This is a genomic window from Akkermansia muciniphila (assembly GCF_018709685.1).
Taxonomy (GTDB): domain Bacteria; phylum Verrucomicrobiota; class Verrucomicrobiia; order Verrucomicrobiales; family Akkermansiaceae; genus Akkermansia; species Akkermansia muciniphila_E.
Genome location: NZ_JABDHQ010000004.1, coordinates 101,980 through 117,563, shown reverse-complemented (window position 1 = coordinate 117,563; position 15,584 = coordinate 101,980). Strand labels below are relative to the sequence as shown.

Here is a 15,584-nt window from a genome sequence, read left to right as displayed (position 1 = left end):
GGAATGTTTATGGCAACCACTAGTATTTCAGACACATGACGACACAACAGGAATTGACTCCGGAGCTGATACGGGCCGCGCTGACCACGGTTAAATTCCCGGGTTTCAGCCGCGACATCGTATCCTTCGGGCTGGTGAAGAAGATCGACATTGACGCTGAAAACAACGTCACGATTAATTTGGTGATTGAGAGCAAGAATGCGGATATCCCACGTTACATTTTTGAAGGCGTCCACGGCGTAATGAAGCATCTGCCCGGCGTAAAGCATTGTGACGTCAATATTGAACACAAAGCTCCGGAAGCTAAAAAGGGAGTCAATGACGACCCCTCCACCTGGAAATCCTCCGTTCCCGGCGCCAGGCACGTGATCGCCGTTGCCTCCGGCAAGGGCGGGGTGGGCAAATCCACCGTTTCCGCCAACCTGGCGGTGGCCCTGAGCAAGCTGGGCTATTCCGTGGGCCTGGTGGACCTGGATATTTACGGCCCCTCCATGTCCCTGATGTTCGGCACCAAGGAACGGCCCGGAGCCAATGAGAATGACGAGTTCCTGCCCGTCACGGCGCATGGCGTGAAACTGCTCTCCATGGGGCTGCTGATCAATGAGGCTGATCCCGTGGCCGTGCGCGGCCCTCTGGCTACCCGCTACGTGCAGCAGTTCCTGCGCAATGTGGAGTGGGGCGGCGTTGATTTTCTGATTCTGGACCTGCCTCCCGGTACGGGGGACATTCAGCTGACCATTGTGCAGACGGCCGAACTGGACGGCGTGGTGGTGGTGACCACTCCGCAGGAGGTCGCGCTGATTGACGCCCGCAAGGCCATCGGCCTCTTTGAACGGGTGAAGACCCCCATTCTGGGTGTGATTGAAAACATGAGTTATTTCCAGTGCCCCTCCGACGGCAAGATTTACCACATCTTTGGCGAAGGCGGGGGCGAACGGGAGGCGGCCAAGCTGGGCGTGCCCCTGCTCGGCAAGATTCCGCTGGATATTTCCACCCGCGCCGGGGGGGACGAAGGCCGTCCCGTGGCCCTGGAAGACCCTGAAAAGAACCCGGTTTCCGCCGCGTTCCTCCAGGTGGCTGAACAATGCGCCCGCGTGGTGCTTGACCGCTGAATGCCCGGACGGGGCAGGAGGCCCCGGTCCGGTTGACACCCTTAACCTTAAGCCGGGTTGGAGCCTGCCGCTCCGGTCCGGCTTGTTTGCCGGAATATTACGGCTCCTTGAAGGAGGAACGCATGGAAGGAAAGAAAGAAATGAATAAGACGTGGAATTTGAAGGAGATGAAGAAACTGATACCGCTGGCCCTTCCGGTGCTGGTGGTCAACCTCTCCATTGTGGGCATGGGGGCGGTGGACGCCATTGTGGCCGGGCGCGCCGGCGTGACGGACATGGCCGCCGTGGCGCTGGGGTCTTCCGTGTACCTGCCTGTGGCGCTGTTCGCCTGCGGCGTGCTGATGATCATCGGCCCCGTGATTGCCAACATGCGGGGGAAAAGCCATGAAAGCCGCGTCGGCTACATGACCAACCACGGCCTGTGGCTGGCGCTGATGCTCAGCCTGGTTTCCATGCCGGTCATTTATGTGCTGAGAAACGTGTTCGGCTGGATTTCCGATGACGTCGCCATGTGCCAGATGGCTTCCGCCTACATGTTCGCCATCATGTGGGGGCTTCCCGCCAACCTGGGATTCGTGGCCCTCAAGAGCCTGAATGAAGGCTCCAACATGACCCGGCCCGCCATGTACGTGGGGCTGTGCGGCCTGCTGCTCAACATTCCGCTGAACTACATCTTCGTCTTCGGCCTGTACGGTTTTCCCCGCATGGGCGGCGCGGGGTGCGGCGCGGCCACGGCAGTCATCTTCTACATTGAATTCCTGCTGATGTTCCTGCTGGTTTACCTTAATCCCAAGCACAGGCCGTACCGCAGGCACATCGTTTCCTGGCGGCGCCCCACGCCTTCCGTCATCACTCACCTGATGCGGCTCGGCGTGCCGATCGGCGTTTCCCAGTTGTGCGAGGTGATGCTCTTCTGCGCGGCCGCGCTGGTGCTGGCCCCCCTGGGAGAAACGCAGGTGGCGAGCCACCAGATCGCCGGGAATGTGGGCGGCCTGGTCTTCATGCTACCGCTCTCCGTAGGGCTGGCGGCCTCCATCCGCGTGGCGTACCACCACGGCAGGAAGGACCTGGCGGGCACCAAATCCGCCGTCCTGTCCTCTTATGTGCTGGTGCTCACCATCTGCCTGTGCACGTTTGGCGGCATCACCCTGTTCCGGGAGCAGATCGTTCACCTGTACAATGACTCGGAACTGATTGTCAGCACGGCTTCCGTCCTGCTGATTCTGGCCGCCGCCTACCAGCTTCCGGACTGCCTGCAAGTACTCTCCGTCGGGGTGCTTAGAGGGTTCCGGGACACGGCTTCCATCACCATTATCACTTTCTTCTCCTACTGGATTGTCGGCTTCCCGGTGTGCTACATCCTGGCCCGTACGGACTGGATTGTCCCGGCCATGGGCGCGCGCGGCATCTGGACGGGATTCATCATCGGCTTGTCCGTGGCGGCGGTGCTTCTGCTCTGGCGCGTAAGGCGCACTACCCGGCGGGAATTCGCCCTGATGAGGCAGGAAGGGGAATAGCCCGGGAAGGAAAACAGTGTTCCATCAGGAAGGGGTAATTCCCTTCCTGATTCTGTTTTTCAGCAGGTCTGCAACTTCTCCTGGTTGCGGTACGTCATTAATAATGAATTTCCTGCGCCTGCTGTATCCCAGAATGAGATGGCCTGTGCCATCCCTGTTCAATTTCTGGTGCACGTATTTCAATTTATGGATGGGATAGGTCCGCACTGTTTCCGTGATGAACAGCGTATTGGGCTTGATGATGGTGATCAGCCGCCGGTTTGTCACGGCATAGAGGCTGTTCCTTCTGCGCGGACGTTCCAGCCACGGGGCCGCCAGAAAGTTAATTAAGAAAATCAGGAGGACATAGGAGACGGGAAGTGATGCCAGGAGCAGAAACAGGAACGCCAGGCCTGAGTATGACCATACCCATCTTATTCCCGTAATGAACACGGCCAGCAGCATGCAGCCTTGCAGCAGCCGTTTTACGACGGTCCAGGTCCAGAGGCGTTCTTCCGGATGTGCCGTCCACAAGATTTCCTCTCCCGGCTGAAGCTTGCCGGACAGAATTTTTTCCGGGGAACGGATGGGGCGGGGAGGGCGGCTCACGGCAGGATTGTATACAGGAAAGGGGAGAAGTCGTCAAACAGACTGTTAGTCAAGGCATTGATTCATTCGTGGAAGGAACTGCCGGAGGAGAATCGTGGAAAGGAGTGATTTCCATTTTTTGAAGGTTGAAGGCCGGGAAACGGGGAGAACGTGAAAGGTTGCGCAGCGTTGGGGGGATGAAGAATATTCTCCGGGGATGTTCGGCAAAGAAATTTCCGTAGATTGGAACGTTTTTAGTAACAATATTTTGCCTCACATCTGGTCTTTTTCCGTCGTTTTCCCTTGTGGAGAAAAACAGTTCTTTTATACTGAACGGAATCCGTACCGTTTAAGATTTTTGTATGTCGTTAATTATTAAATCAGAACAGGAATGCCGCTGGGACATCGCCTCCCTGGGTGAAGTAATGTTGAGACTGGACCCCGGCGAAGGGCGCATCCATACCACCCGTTCCTTCCGCGTGTGCGAGGGCGGAGGAGAATACAACGTGGCCCGCGGGCTGAGGCGCTGCTTCAGGATGCGCGGGGCCATCGTCACCGCCATTTGCGACAATCCGGTGGGGCGTTTGCTGGAAGACTGCATGCTCCAGGGCGGCCTGGACCTGGATTACGTAGCCTGGAAGCCGTTTGACGGCATTGGCCGCGACTGCCGCGTGGGCTTGAATTTTACGGAGCGCGGCTATGGCGTGCGCGCCGCCGTGGGCTGTTCCGACCGAGGCCTGAGCGCCGCCTGCCAGATGAAGCCCGGAGAGGTGGACTGGGACGCCCTGTTCGGCAGGCACGGCGTGCGCTGGTTCCATACCGGCGGAATTTACGCGGGCCTTTCGGAGACGACCAGCGCCGTGGTGCTGGAAGCCGTGCAGGCCGCCCGCAGGCACGGGACCGTCGTTTCCTACGACTTGAATTACCGTCCCTCCCTGTGGAAGAGCATCGGGGGGCAGGCCCGCGCGCAGGAGGTGAACCGGGCCATCGCGCCCTTTGTGGACGTGATGATCGGCAATGAGGAGGACTTCCAGGCTTCCCTGGGGCTCTCCATTGAAGGGAGCACGGAGGATTTTTCCCATATTGACCAGAACTCCTACCGGCAGATGATCCGCCGCGCCGTGAAGGAGTTCGGCTTCAAGGCCGCGGCCACCACGCTGCGCGTGGCCCGTACGGCTACGCTGAACGACTGGGCGGCCATGCTGTATTACGACGGCGAATTTTATGATTCCATCTCCTTCCCGAATCTGGAAATCCTGGACCGCGTGGGCGGCGGGGATTCCTTTGCCTCCGGCCTGATTTACGGGCTGATGTCCGGCAAGGGCCCGCAATACGCCGTGAACTGCGGCTGCGCCCACGGCGCACTGGCCATGACCACTCCGGGGGATACCTCCACGGCCACGCTTGCGGAAGTGGAAAAAGTGATGAAGGGCGGAACCGCCCGCGTGGACCGTTAACCCTTCAATTCTTCCTGACATGATTGAAAGCTGGAGATGGTATGGTCCAAGCGACCCGGTGACGTTGAGGGACATCCGCCAGGCCGGAGCCGCGGGCATCGTGACGGCCCTGCATGAAGTGAAGTGCGGGGAACTCTGGACGCGGGAGGCGGTGGCCGAACGCGCGCGGATGGTTGAAGAGGACGGGATGAAATGGGTGGTGGCGGAAAGCATCGCGGTCCATGAAGACATCAAGACGCGTTCCGGGAACTGGAAGCATTACCTGGAGGTTTACAAGCAGAGTCTCCGCAACCTGGCCTCGGAAGGCGTGAAGGTGGTGTGCTACAATTTCATGCCCGTGCTGGACTGGACGCGTTCCGACCTGGCTTTTCCGCTGGAGGACGGCAGCAGCGTGCTGAAGTATGATGCCGTCCGCGTGGCCGCCTTTGACCTGTTTATTCTGGAAAGAGCAGGGGCAGAGGACGATTATCCGCCGGAAACGGCGGCGCGCGCCCGTGAACTTTTCCAGTCCATGGACGGGGACGCCCGCAAGGCGCTGGCGGATTCCATCCTGCTGGGGCTCCCCGGCACGGTGGACGACCTGACGCCGGAGCAGTTCCGGGAAATGCTCCAACGCTACGAAGGCATTGACGATGCTCAATTGCGCCGGAACCTGTACCTCTTTTTAAATGAAATCATGCCCGTCTGCGAAGAAACGGGCATCCGCATGGCCATCCACCCGGACGATCCGCCGCGGCCTATCTTCGGCCTTCCCCGCATCATGAGTGATGAGGAGGACATGCGCCGGCTGGTGCGGGAGGTTCCCTCCATGCATTCCGGCTTCACGCTCTGCACCGGTTCTCTGGGTGGCCTGTACTCCAACGCGCCGCACCTGCTGATGGAGGAGTTTGCGGACAGGGTGTATTTTGCCCATTTCCGCAATACGGTATTTGACGCGGACCATGAAAGCTTCCGGGAATCCGGTTCCCACCTTTGCGGCCATACGGACATGGCCTATGCCATGCAGTGCCTGCTGGACGAGGAAGCCCGGCGCAAGGCCGCGGGATGGCCGGAGTGGCGCATTCCGGTGCGCCCGGACCACGGCAAGCTGATGGACATTGACTTGGAGAAGCATTGCTACGCCGGGTATTCCTACGGTGGCCGCATGATCGGCCTGGCGGAACTGCGCGGCCTGGCGATGGGGCTTCAATCCTTCCGCCCCCTGGCGGGAAAAACCGCCGTTGTGACGGGAGCCGCAGGCGTGCTTTGTTCCGTGATGGCCCGGGACCTGCTGAAGGCCGGGGCCAGTGTGGCGCTTCTGGGCCGTACCCGTTCCAAGCTGGAAGAGCTCCAGCGGAAGCTGGCGGGGGAAGGGCTGGGCCGCACGCTGGTGCTGGCCGCGGACGTGCTGGACAAGGCCGCTCTGGAACAGGCCTGCTCCCGTGTGAAAGAAGCGTGGGGAAGGCTGGACATTCTGGTGAACGGCGCGGGCGGCAACGATCCGCGCGGAACCAGCCCGGCGGAGCAGTGCACGCCGGACACCCCGGCGGACCAAGGCTTCTTCGGCATGGACATGGAGGGCTTTGAATACGTGAACCGCCTCAACATGATCGGCACCATTCTGCCTTCCCAGGTCTTCGGGGAACTGCTGGCCGCTTCCGGCGGGTGCATCGTCAACATCTCCTCCATGGCCGCCTTCCAGCCTCTGACCAAGGTAGGCGCGTACGGGGCCGCCAAGGCCGCAGTGGACAACTTCACCAAGTGGCTCGCCACGCACCTGGCCCCGCTGGGCGTCCGCGTGAACGCGATTGCGCCCGGCTTTTTCATCACGGAGCAGAACCGCTTCCTGATGATGGAGAAGGACGGCGCAACCCCCACGGCGCGCGGGAAAAAGGTGCTGGCCAAGACGCCCATGCACCGTTTCGGTGAGCCGGAAGACCTCTGCGGCGCGCTCCGCTTCCTGGTCTCTCCCTCCGCCTCCTTCGTAACGGGAGTCATCATTCCCGTGGACGGGGGCTTTCTGGCCTATTCCGGAGTATAACCGCCAACGCTTGCCGCCATGTTTATCAACGACGATTTCCTGCTGGACACCCCCCAGGCGAAGACGCTTTTCCATGAGTACGCGGAGGGGCAGCCGATCATTGACTACCATTCCCACCTGGACCCCGCCGCCATTGCGGACAACCGCCAGTTCTCCAACATCGCCCAGCTCTGGCTGGATGGGGACCATTACAAATGGCGCGCCATGAGGACGAACGGGATTCCGGAACGCCTCTGTTCCGGAGACGCTCCGGACCGGGAGAAGTATGACGCCTGGGCGGCTACGGTGCCACGCCTGCTGCGCAATCCCCTGTACCACTGGACGCATCTGGAACTGCGCCGCCCGTTCGGCATTTCCGGCATCCTGTTCAGTCCGGAGACGGCGGACGAGGTGTGGGAAAAGACCTCCTCCATGCTTCAGTCCGGAAAAATGGGCGCGCTGGACATCCTGAAAAGGATGAACGTGGAAACCGTCTGCACCACGGACGATCCTTGCGACGACCTCTCCGCCCACCACAGGCATGCTGCTTCCGGGGATTCCGTCAAGTTGCTTCCCACCTTCCGCCCGGACAAGGCGCGCGCCGTTCATCAGGGCAGCGCATGGCGGGAATGGGTGGGCCGCCTGGAACAGGCCTCCGGCATGGAAATACATGATTTGGCCGGTTTCCGGAAGGCGCTCGCCTCCAGGCATGACTTTTTTGCGCAGCACGGCTGCAAGCTTTCGGACCACTCCCTGGAAGCGTTTGACGGGGAAAGCCTGTCCGGGGAAGAAGCCTCGGCCCTGTTCGCCTCCGCCCTTCAGGGCGGTGACATCGCCTCCGGGGATGCCGCCCGTTTCTCCAATTACCTGATGGACTTCTTCGCGGAGCTGGATTCCGGTAAAAACTGGGTGCGCCAGCTTCATGTGGGCGCGCTCAGGAACCCGAACGGAGCTGCCCTGCGGGACCTGGGGCCGGATACGGGTTTTGACGCTATTGCGGATTTCACCTACATCTCCCCGCTCGCGCGCCTGCTGGACCGTTCCGCTCAAAAGGGAACCCTGCCGCGCACCATCCTGTACAACCTCAATCCGCGGGACAACGCCGCCCTGGCCGTGCTCTGCGGCAGTTTCCAGGACGGCGTCACGGCCGGAAAAATGCAGTACGGAGCCGCCTGGTGGTTCCTGGACCAGATGGACGGCATGACCCGCCATCTGGAAACCCTCAGCCAGCTCGGGATGCTCTCCCGCTTCGTGGGCATGCTGACGGACAGCCGCAGCCTGTTGAGCTACACGCGGCATGAATACTTCCGCCGCATCCTGTGCCGCATCCTTGGGCGTGACATGGCCCGGGGCCTGGTTCCGGACGATATGGAGATGATAGGCTCCATGGCGGCGGACATCGCCTACCGCAACGCCAAACAATATTTCAACTTTTAAACCATGAAGACACTGCTGGAAAAATTATCCGCCATCAAGCTTGTCCCCGTCGTCGTCATCCATGACGCGGACAAGGCCGTACCCCTTGCCAAAGCCTTGCTGGACAACGGCTGCGGCTGCATGGAAATCACGTTCAGAACGCCCGCCGCCGCGGAAGCCATCGCCCGCATTTCCCGGGAAGTTCCCGGAATGCTGGTGGGTGCGGGAACCCTCCTGACGCCGGAACAGGCGGAGGCCGCCCGCCGCGCCGGAGCCTCGTTCGGCGTGGCTCCCGGCTTTGATCCGCAGGTGGTGAAAGCCGCCGCGGAGCTGGATTTCCTGTTTGTCCCGGGCGTCTCCACCGCCTCGGAAATGAGCCAGGCCCTTTCCCTGGGCTGCCTGTTCCAGAAGTTTTTCCCGGCGGAAGCCGCGGGCGGCGTCAGGATGCTTAAATCCCTGCTGGCCGCGTTCCGCCATACGGGCGTGCGCATCATGCCCACGGGGGGCATCAACGCGGGCAACATCGGCTCCTGGCTGGAAATCCCGGAAGTGGCCGCCTGCGGCGGTTCCTGGATTTGCGAGTCTCCCCTCATTGAGGCCGGGGACTGGGAGGAAATAGGCAGGCGCACGCGGGAAGCCCTGAAGGCCTTGCAGACCAGCGCCATCTAACCACCAACTGCGTTTACCTATGCTCCAGGAACAACCCAGGCAGGACTCCTTCCGGTGGATGATTCTCTTCATGCTCTTTGCGGCGACGACAATCAACTACCTGGACCGACAGATTCTCTCCATCCTGAAACCCATTCTGGATCATGAACTGGGCTGGACGGACACCCAGTACGGCATGATCATGTCCATCTTCCAGGCTTCCTATGCGGTGGGCCTGACCATGTTCGGGTGGATTATCGATAAATACGGCGCGCGGATGGGCTTTGCCATTTCCATCATCTGGTGGAGCGTGGGCGCGCTTTCCCATGCCTTTGCCGTAGGCGTCAAATCCATGGGCCTCAGCCGCGTTATCCTGGGCCTGGGGGAAGGCGGCAACTTCCCGGCAAGCATCAAGACGGTGACCAACTGGTTCTCCTCCGGGGAACGCGTGTTCGCCACCACCCTGTTCAATTCCGGCGCGAACGTGGGGGCGCTGGTGGCTCCGGCCACCATCCCGTTCATTGCCGCCGCTTGGGGCTGGCAGTCCGCCTTCATTGCCGCCGGCGTGCTCGGCTTTATCTGGGTGATATTCTGGCTCCGGATGCCTAAAAATCCGCGCGTGAAGCTGGCGGAGGAATCCGCCGCCCTGGCGCAGGCGGAAAAGGAGGAAGCCAGGGCCTCCATCCCGTGGAGGAAATTGCTGGCTTACAGGCAGTCCTGGAGCCTCATCCTCGTGCGCTTCCTGACGGACCCCATCTGGTGGTTCTTCCTCTTCTGGCTGCCGGATTTCTTCAGCAAGCACTTTGGCTATGACATCAAGGAATCCGCCCTGCCGCTGATTGTCATTTACGCCCTGGTGACCGTACTGAGCATTCTGGGGGGCACCCTGACCAAATTCCTGGCAAACCGCGGATGGAGCCTGAACAAGGTCCGGAAAATCTCCATGCTCATCTTTGCCTGCTGCGTGGTTCCCGTGATCTTCGTCCAGTACTTTGACATGTGGACCATCGTGGCCGTATTGGGGCTGGCGGGGGGCGCGCACCAGGCGTGGTCCGCCAGCGTGTACACGCTGGGTTCCGACATGTTCCCGAAGTCGGACGTGGCGTCCATCACCGGCCTTTCCGGCATGGCGGGGCAGATCGGCAGCGTGCTGTTCCAGACGGCGGTGGGCCTGACCCTGTCCTGGTTCGCCGCGCAGGGCAATGCCTCCCATGGGTACGACATCATCTTCATGGTCTGCGGAAGCGCCTACCTGGCGGCATTCGTCATCTTCAGCCTGATCATCCCCAACATCAAGATGGTGGCTCCCGGAGAAAGGTGACCTTCCGGGGAAGTCCCCTTTCCACGGGATGGATACGGCGTCCCGGAAAGTGAACATGCCCGGAGGCATGGCGGAGCGTGAATCCGGGGCCTTCCGGAGATGTAATGACGGCGTGCGGGAAATGAATCCCCACGCCATCATTATTGAATTATGTCTATTACAGTTACCACGCCGGAAGTCCGGAACGTTGAATTCAAGGACCAGCGGGGGCCGACCTGCGGCCTTTACGCCCTCTCCTTTGTCCTGGAATATCTTTATGGTATGAAAATCCCCGCCACGGCAGACGGGGACAAGACCACGGAATCCCTGAGAAGCAGATTCAAAAAGGACGGGAAAACCGTTATTGGAGAATTATATGAAGCTACTCCGGCCATGGCGGATTATATCAAGACTCTGGAAGCCGCCAAAATCAAGTGCCAGTCTGTTCCATGTGACGTCACCGCCATCATTGAAACGCTGAATGGCGGAGGCCTCTGCATGGTACCTTTCTGCGTGGATGCCGCCGGCAACCCCGACAATTCGGGAATTCACGCTCATTGGTGTGTTTTACAGACCATTCCTGATGCGACTAAACCCGATGAAGCAGTCGCCCTTCATTGGGGGGACACGGTAAGAAAATTTTCCATGACTGCTCTGAAGAATAGCAACAACGCCATCAAGGATTTGGAAGAACAATACTGGGGTAAAATCCCTGCCGGCTCCTATTCCATTTCCATTGAAGGACTCGATTATGTCCAGTGCAACACGGATGCAGATACTTCCGTCAAATGTGAGCGCCTTCTTTCATTCCCGATCAAGCCGGGCTCCATCAAACAGATTCCGGCAACGGCTCTCAGCCAGACGCTGGCCGGAAAGATGCTGGTTTTTGAGAAATGACCGGAACCGTGCGATATAAGTCGTTTTTCAGGAATCCGTAAACAGAAAACGGGCGGTCCCTTTCATGTAGGGGACCGCCCGCAAGTGGTTTTATCCGGATGTTCCGGAGATTTTTAGCCGACGCGTTCCACCTTTACGGAGTGGGCCTGGCCGTTGATGACGATGGTCAGGTCACGGGAGCCGGAGGGGCCGCTTACCTGGGCGGTGATGCCGTTGTCAATGACGGTCATGGACGGCGCAGTTGCGGGTACCGGGGCGGGAGCGGTGTTCACCTGCACGGGAGCTTCTTCCTTCGGTTCTGGCTTCTTGTAGAAGTCTTCCACCTGCTGCGGGAACATGGCGTAAATCACGCAGTGTTCGTCGTCCGTGGGGAGCCCCTTTTCCGCAAGCTTCTTGCGCAGGTCTTCCATGCCTGGCTTGATCAGGTCCGCCGGGCGGCAGGTGATCGGTTCCTTGCCCATCTTTTCCGCGCAGAGCTTCTGCACTTCCGGGTCTACCGGGGCCGGGGTACGGCCGTAGTAGCCCAGGGCGATGTCCGCCGCCTGGGGAGTGATGTTCTTCCAGCGGCCAAACTTGACGTTCAGCATGGACTGCACGCCCACAATCTGGGAGGTGGGAGTGACCAGCGGAATCCAGCCCAGGGCCTTGCGGACCACGGGGATTTCCGCGAACACTTCTTCAAACTTGTCTTCCATGCCCTGTTCCTTGAGCTGGGTGCGGAAGTTGGAGAGCATGCCGCCGGGCACCTGGTAGCGCAGCGTGTCGGAGTCCACCACCTCGTTGCGGTGGGAGGTGAACTTGCCCAGGCTTTCATAGACGGGCTTGAGCATTTCGGAAACTTCAATCAGCTTGTCCGTGTCGTAATCCGGCTTGCGGGGATTGCCGTTCAGCAGGGCGAGCATGCGCAGGCAGTCCGGCTGGCCCGTGCCGTTGGCGAAGGGGGAGATGGAAACGTCGCAGGCATCCACCCCGGCGTCAATGGCGCTGAGGTAAGTGGAGGCGCCGAGGCCCGCGGTGTCATGCGTGTGAATCCAGACGGGGATGTTCAGGTCCTTCTTCAGGGCGCTCACCAGTTCATGGGTGACATACGGGGGAATGAGGCCGGCCATGTCCTTGATGACGATGGCGTCCGCCCCCATGTCCGCCAGTTCGCGGCCCATGTCCACGAAGCTCTGCGTGGTGTGCACGGGGGAGGTGGTGTAGCAGATGGTGCCGTGGGCCTGGGCTCCGGCCTTCTTGGCGGCGCGGATGGAGGTTTCCATGTTGCGCGGATCGTTCACGCAGTCGAAAATGCGGAAGATGTTCATGCCGTGCTTGGCGCTCATGGCCACGAAGGCTTCCACCACGTCGTCCGCGTAGTTGGTGTAGCCCACGATGTTCTGGCCGCGCAGGAGCATCATGTGCGGCGTCTTGGGGGCGGCCTTCTTCAGGGCGTCCAGGCGGTCAAAGGGCCACTCCTTCAGGAAGCGCAGTCCGGCGTCAATAGTGGCGCCGCCCCAGGTTTCCAGGGCGCTGAAGCCCATGGAGTCCAGAATGGGGGCGATGGGCAGCATGTCTTCCGTCTTCATGCGGGTAGCTGCCAGGGATTGGTGCCCGTCGCGCAGAACGGTGCAATTGAATGTAACAGGATTCATTATTTAGTTAACTATTGTTAAAAATTGAAGAGGTGGCTTCTTGAGATTGATTTTCTCACAGCCTCCCTTTCAGGTCAAGCGTACAACAGCGGATTCGCCGGAAGAACTACTGGACCGGAGCCATGAGCCGCGCCAGGTTGCAGAGCATCTTGAAGCCCAGGGATTTGTTGTTGTAATCCTCCAGGGATTCTCTTTTAGAGGAGGAAAAATCCTTCTCCAGCATGGCTTTCACCTCTGCGCAGGCGGAGGGGGAATGGAGGACGGCCGTGATTTCAAAATTCAGGGCCAGGGAACGGTTGTCCAGGTTGGCGGTGCCCACGGTGGCTATGTCGTCGTCCATCAGGATCACCTTCTGGTGCAGGAACCCCTTCTGATAGGCCCAGACCTGGATGCCGTACGTATCCAGGTCCCGCAGGAAGGTGAAGGAGGAGAGCTTCACCAGGATGTGGTCCGCCCGCTCCGGGCGCAGGATGCGCACGTCCACATTCCGCAGGGCCGCGGCCTGGAGGGCGGCCATGACCCCTTCGTCCGGAACGAAATAGGGGGTGGAGATCCAGAGCCTTTCCCGGGCTCTGTTCGCCAGGGCGATGATCGCGGTCTTCCAGGCGGGAATGACGTCTGCGGGGCCGGAGGGCAGGATGAGCACGGTTTCATCCTCCCGCTGGGGAGTGATCTCCCAGCAGAGGCGGGGAAGGGAGGAGGGGCCGCATTTCAGCATGGCCCAGTTCCAGTCTTCCAGAAAGCTGATCTGCGTCTGCTGGACGGAAGGCCCCTCAAGCTGGACAAACGTGTCCCGCCAGTAGCCCAGAGCCCCCTTGCCCAGGTATTCCCTGCCGATGTTCATGCCGCCGATGAAGGCGGTGGAGCCGTCCACCACCACCAGCTTGCGGTGGTTGCGGAAGTTCAGCCGCAGGATGTTGCTCAGGAAATGGCGTTTCCCGTTGAAAGGCTCAATGTTCACTCCTGCCCTGCGCAGGGCGGAAATGTAGCCGGGGGGGAGTTTGTGGGAGCCTATTTCATCATACAGCATGTAGATGCGGATGCCGGCCCTGGCGCGTTCAATCAGCAGGTCTTTCAGGTTCTGCCCTACGGAATCATTCTTGATGATGAAGAATTCAATCAGAATGTAATGCTCCGCCTTTAGAATGGCGTCGTAAATGCGCGGGAAGGCGTGGTCCGCGTCAATCAGCAGGCGGCAGGAGTTGCCGCGGCAGACGGGCAGGCGCACGATGTTGGAAATCGTGTGCATGATCTTTCCCGCCGTATCGGAAGCATGGACGGCATACGGAGCCATGCAGTTCGTGATTTTGTCCGTCAGTTCCCCCCATGTGGATTCGGGGTCCGTCTGTTTCCGCCGCGTTTCCACATATCCGCTGAACCTCCGGCGTCCCAGGATCAGGTAAAAGGGAACCGCTATGTACGGAAAGGCCAGCAGGGAAATCAACCACGCGATGGTTCCCTGCGGCGTGCGCGTGTGGAGCAGGGCCGGAATGAGGCAGAAGGCGCCAGCAATGTGGCAGAGGGCGGCAAATCCCAAATATGGCTCTTCAGGGATGATCATGGAACGGAAACCGGAAAAAATAGGGAAGGAGGAAACAGTGAAAAGGCTGGCTTTTGAGGCTGGAGATGATACTAAAGTGGCGCATGCTCGTATTATCACGGGTCCAGGAATTAGAAAAGCGTAATTTAAGGGGATGAAGCAGTATTTGGCACTTTTGGAGGATGTTCTGACCAATGGGGTGGGGCGGGAAGACCGCACCGGAACGGGCACCATCGGCGTGTTCGGGCGGCAGAGCAGGTATGACCTGCGCGACGGATTCCCGTGCCTGACCACCAAGAAGCTCCACCTGCGCTCCATCATTTACGAATTGCTCTGGTTCCTGAAAGGGGAGACCAACATCAAGTTCCTGAAAGACAACGGCGTTACCATCTGGGATGAATGGGCTGACGAGAACGGGGAACTGGGGCCCGTATACGGCGCACAATGGCGCTGCTGGCCGGGGAACGACGGCAAGCCCATTGACCAGATTGCCAGGCTGGTTGACGGCCTTAAGAACAATCCGTGGTCCCGGCGCCACATCGTCAGCGCGTGGAACGTGGCCCTGGTGGATGACATGGCGCTCCCTCCGTGTCATTCCCTGTTCCAGTTTTGCGTGATTCCCGCCCAGCCGGGGGAAGGGAAGCACGGGCTTTCTCTCCAGCTTTACCAGCGCAGCGCGGACCTCTTCCTGGGGGTGCCGTTCAACATAGCCTCCTACGCTTTGCTTTTGCTCATGGTGGCGCAGGTATGCGGGTATGAGGCGCGGGAATTCATCCATACCTTCGGGGACCTGCACCTGTACCGGAACCATCTGGACCAGGCGCGGGAACAGCTCTCCCGCACGCCGCGCCCCCTGCCGGTCATGAAACTCAACCCGGAGGTAAAAACCATTGACGGGTTCCGGTATGAAGATTTTGAACTCGTGGGGTACGATCCCCTGCCGCACATCAAGGCGCCCATTTCCGTTTAACCTTCCATCCTTTCATTCATCATGTCCCAGCCCGTCACCTACACAGGAGTGGTCGCCATGGCTCCCGGCCGCGGCATCGGCTACCGGGGAACTTTGCCCTGGCACCTGCCGGACGATCTCAAGACCTTCAAGCGCATCACGACGGGCCATCCCGTGCTGATGGGCCGCAAGACCTATGAGAGCATCGGCAGGCCCCTCCCCGGCAGGCAGAACATCGTGCTGACCCGTGACCCGGCCTGGACGGCGGAAGGGGTGCAGGTGATCCATTCCGTGGAGGAACTGGAACGTCTGGAACTGATGGACCCGGAGGTGATGGTCATCGGCGGGGCGGAAATCTTTTCCCTGATGCTACCGTTCATGTCCCGCATGTGGGTTTCCAAAGTGAAGGAGGAATATCCGGCGGATACCTTCCTTCCTCCGTTTGAGGACAAGCTGAAGCATGCCTCCCTGAAGGAACGGTTTGAAGGCTTTGACCTGTATTTGTACGAATAGGAGGGAAGCCGCCTGCTTTTCCGCGTTCTCTGGGG

General features: G+C 60.0%; 13 protein-coding genes and 1 pseudogene. 11 read left to right on the top strand and 3 right to left on the bottom strand.

Annotation, left to right across the window (positions count from 1 at the left end):
- Positions 1-35: 35 nt before the first annotated feature.
- Positions 36-1,112, top strand: coding sequence for a P-loop NTPase (locus HHJ06_RS04135; RefSeq protein WP_215427856.1), 1,077 nt, complete (start codon positions 36-38; stop codon positions 1,110-1,112).
- Between the two features lie 167 nt (positions 1,113-1,279).
- Positions 1,280-2,629 (top strand): MATE family efflux transporter, encoded by a 1,350-nt coding sequence (locus HHJ06_RS04130; RefSeq protein ID WP_215427854.1) that lies wholly within the window; start codon positions 1,280-1,282, stop codon positions 2,627-2,629.
- Positions 2,630-2,653: 24 nt separating this feature from the next.
- On the opposite strand, the gene HHJ06_RS04125 is transcribed toward HHJ06_RS04130, so the two are convergent.
- Positions 2,654-3,217, bottom strand: a complete 564-nt coding sequence (locus HHJ06_RS04125; RefSeq protein WP_215427852.1) for a hypothetical protein — start codon at positions 3,215-3,217, stop codon at positions 2,654-2,656.
- Between the two features lie 341 nt (positions 3,218-3,558).
- Between HHJ06_RS04125 and HHJ06_RS04120 the strand changes: the two genes are divergently transcribed.
- The 7 genes and pseudogenes from HHJ06_RS04120 to HHJ06_RS04095 all read left to right on the top strand — a co-directional run bounded on the left by HHJ06_RS04120 (position 3,559) and on the right by HHJ06_RS04095 (position 10,913).
- On the top strand, positions 3,559-4,653 hold the full coding sequence (locus HHJ06_RS04120) for a sugar kinase (protein ID WP_215427850.1): 1,095 nt from the start codon (positions 3,559-3,561) through the stop codon (positions 4,651-4,653).
- A gap of 19 nt (positions 4,654-4,672) precedes the next feature.
- A pseudogene (gene uxuA, locus HHJ06_RS11915) lies at positions 4,673-5,842 on the top strand (mannonate dehydratase); the annotation flags it as partial.
- Positions 5,831-6,673 (top strand): SDR family oxidoreductase, encoded by an 843-nt coding sequence (locus HHJ06_RS11910; RefSeq protein ID WP_343206600.1) that lies wholly within the window; start codon positions 5,831-5,833, stop codon positions 6,671-6,673. The pseudogene uxuA and the gene HHJ06_RS11910, both read left to right, overlap by 12 nt.
- Positions 6,674-6,691: 18 nt before the next feature.
- Positions 6,692-8,089: a glucuronate isomerase gene (gene uxaC, locus HHJ06_RS04110; protein WP_215427847.1), complete on the top strand. Its 1,398-nt coding sequence runs from the start codon at positions 6,692-6,694 to the stop codon at positions 8,087-8,089.
- A 3-nt stretch (positions 8,090-8,092) separates the two neighbouring features.
- Positions 8,093-8,737, top strand: coding sequence for a bifunctional 4-hydroxy-2-oxoglutarate aldolase/2-dehydro-3-deoxy-phosphogluconate aldolase (gene eda / locus HHJ06_RS04105; RefSeq protein ID WP_215427845.1), 645 nt, complete (start codon positions 8,093-8,095; stop codon positions 8,735-8,737).
- Positions 8,738-8,756: 19 nt separating this feature from the next.
- Positions 8,757-10,037 carry an MFS transporter gene (locus tag HHJ06_RS04100; RefSeq protein WP_215427843.1) on the top strand — a complete coding sequence of 427 codons (1,281 nt, stop codon included), beginning with the start codon at positions 8,757-8,759 and terminating at the stop codon, positions 10,035-10,037.
- 150 nt (positions 10,038-10,187) lie between these two features.
- The gene (locus HHJ06_RS04095; protein ID WP_215427841.1) at positions 10,188-10,913 is read left to right on the top strand and encodes a hypothetical protein; all 726 of its coding nucleotides are present in this window, start codon (positions 10,188-10,190) and stop codon (positions 10,911-10,913) included.
- Between the two features lie 113 nt (positions 10,914-11,026).
- Here the strand turns inward: HHJ06_RS04095 and HHJ06_RS04090 are convergent, their stop codons facing one another.
- Positions 11,027-12,547, bottom strand: coding sequence for a pyruvate carboxylase subunit B (locus HHJ06_RS04090; RefSeq protein WP_215427839.1), 1,521 nt, complete (start codon positions 12,545-12,547; stop codon positions 11,027-11,029).
- A 106-nt stretch (positions 12,548-12,653) separates the two neighbouring features.
- Positions 12,654-14,108, bottom strand: a complete 1,455-nt coding sequence (cls, locus tag HHJ06_RS04085; protein ID WP_215427837.1) for a cardiolipin synthase — start codon at positions 14,106-14,108, stop codon at positions 12,654-12,656.
- A 133-nt stretch (positions 14,109-14,241) separates the two neighbouring features.
- On the opposite strand from cls, the gene HHJ06_RS04080 reads away from it, so the two are divergent.
- A complete protein-coding gene (locus HHJ06_RS04080) occupies positions 14,242-15,057 on the top strand; it encodes a thymidylate synthase (RefSeq protein ID WP_215427835.1) in 816 nt (271 codons plus the stop codon).
- Positions 15,058-15,078: 21 nt separating this feature from the next.
- Positions 15,079-15,549 carry a dihydrofolate reductase gene (locus tag HHJ06_RS04075; RefSeq protein ID WP_215427833.1) on the top strand — a complete coding sequence of 157 codons (471 nt, stop codon included), beginning with the start codon at positions 15,079-15,081 and terminating at the stop codon, positions 15,547-15,549.
- Positions 15,550-15,584: the final 35 nt, after the last annotated feature.

Coding starts and splice junctions, on each gene's coding strand:
- HHJ06_RS04135 (WP_215427856.1), top strand. CDS start 36: ATGACGACACAACAGGAATTGACTCCGGAGCTGATACGGGCCGCGCTG.
- HHJ06_RS04130 (WP_215427854.1), top strand. CDS start 1,280: ATGAAGAAACTGATACCGCTGGCCCTTCCGGTGCTGGTGGTCAACCTC.
- HHJ06_RS04120 (WP_215427850.1), top strand. CDS start 3,559: ATGTCGTTAATTATTAAATCAGAACAGGAATGCCGCTGGGACATCGCC.
- HHJ06_RS11910 (WP_343206600.1), top strand. CDS start 5,831: ATGGGGCTTCAATCCTTCCGCCCCCTGGCGGGAAAAACCGCCGTTGTG.
- uxaC (WP_215427847.1), top strand. CDS start 6,692: ATGTTTATCAACGACGATTTCCTGCTGGACACCCCCCAGGCGAAGACG.
- eda (WP_215427845.1), top strand. CDS start 8,093: ATGAAGACACTGCTGGAAAAATTATCCGCCATCAAGCTTGTCCCCGTC.
- HHJ06_RS04100 (WP_215427843.1), top strand. CDS start 8,757: ATGCTCCAGGAACAACCCAGGCAGGACTCCTTCCGGTGGATGATTCTC.
- HHJ06_RS04095 (WP_215427841.1), top strand. CDS start 10,188: ATGTCTATTACAGTTACCACGCCGGAAGTCCGGAACGTTGAATTCAAG.
- HHJ06_RS04090 (WP_215427839.1), bottom strand. CDS start 12,547: ATGAATCCTGTTACATTCAATTGCACCGTTCTGCGCGACGGGCACCAA.
- cls (WP_215427837.1), bottom strand. CDS start 14,108: ATGATCATCCCTGAAGAGCCATATTTGGGATTTGCCGCCCTCTGCCAC.
- HHJ06_RS04080 (WP_215427835.1), top strand. CDS start 14,242: ATGAAGCAGTATTTGGCACTTTTGGAGGATGTTCTGACCAATGGGGTG.
- HHJ06_RS04075 (WP_215427833.1), top strand. CDS start 15,079: ATGTCCCAGCCCGTCACCTACACAGGAGTGGTCGCCATGGCTCCCGGC.